A 696-nucleotide genomic window follows, 5' to 3' on the forward strand; every position below is an offset into this window, starting at 1 on the left:
CCGGCGACCTCAACGCCGTCACCGTGCCGGGCGCCGGGCGCTCGGTGATCTCCACCGCCACCCTCACCGTCGAGGTGCCCGACGTGGAGGACGCCGCGACGGCGGCCACCCGGCTCGCCACCACCGCGGGCGGTCTGGTGGCCGCCGCCCGGTCCGGCGGCAGCGGCGGCGAGGAGGCGGCGACGCTGACGCTGCGCGTGCCCGGGGAGCGGTTCACCACCCTGCTCGAGGACCTCGCCGCGCTCGGCCGGCGCGCCCAGCAGGACGTCACGTCCACCGACGTCACCGCGGAGGTGGCCGACGTGGGCAGCCGGGTGGCCTCGGCGCAGGCGGTGCTGGCGACGCTGCGGGACCGGCTGCCGGATGCCACGACGATCCCGGACGTGCTCGCCGTCGAGGGTGAGATCGCCCGGCGGCAGGCGGACCTGGAGGCCCTGCAGGCGCGGCAGCGGGCGCTGGCGGACCAGGTGGCGCTGTCGACCGTCGACGTGACGCTGACCCGGCAGGCCGCGGCCGCGACCGCCGCCGTCGAGCCGGGTTTCACCGGCGGCCTGGCGCGGGGCTGGGAGGCGCTGGGCTCGACGGTGCGGGTGGTGGCGCTCGTGGCCGGTGCGGTGCTGCCGTTCGCCGCGGTCGCCGCCCTGCTCGCCGCGCCGGTGCTGCTGGTGCTGCGCAGGCGGCGGGCGCGGCTCGCCG

The 696-nt window shown here is 79.3% G+C and carries 1 protein-coding gene; it reads left to right on the forward strand.

Annotation, left to right across the window (positions count from 1 at the left end; translation table 11 throughout):
* Positions 1-696: DUF4349 domain-containing protein (locus ABEB16_RS22660; RefSeq protein ID WP_345714394.1), on the forward strand; the 696-nt coding region annotated here is incomplete at both ends.

Source organism: Kineococcus glutinatus (assembly GCF_039542765.1).
GTDB lineage: Bacteria > Actinomycetota > Actinomycetes > Actinomycetales > Kineococcaceae > Kineococcus_A > Kineococcus_A glutinatus.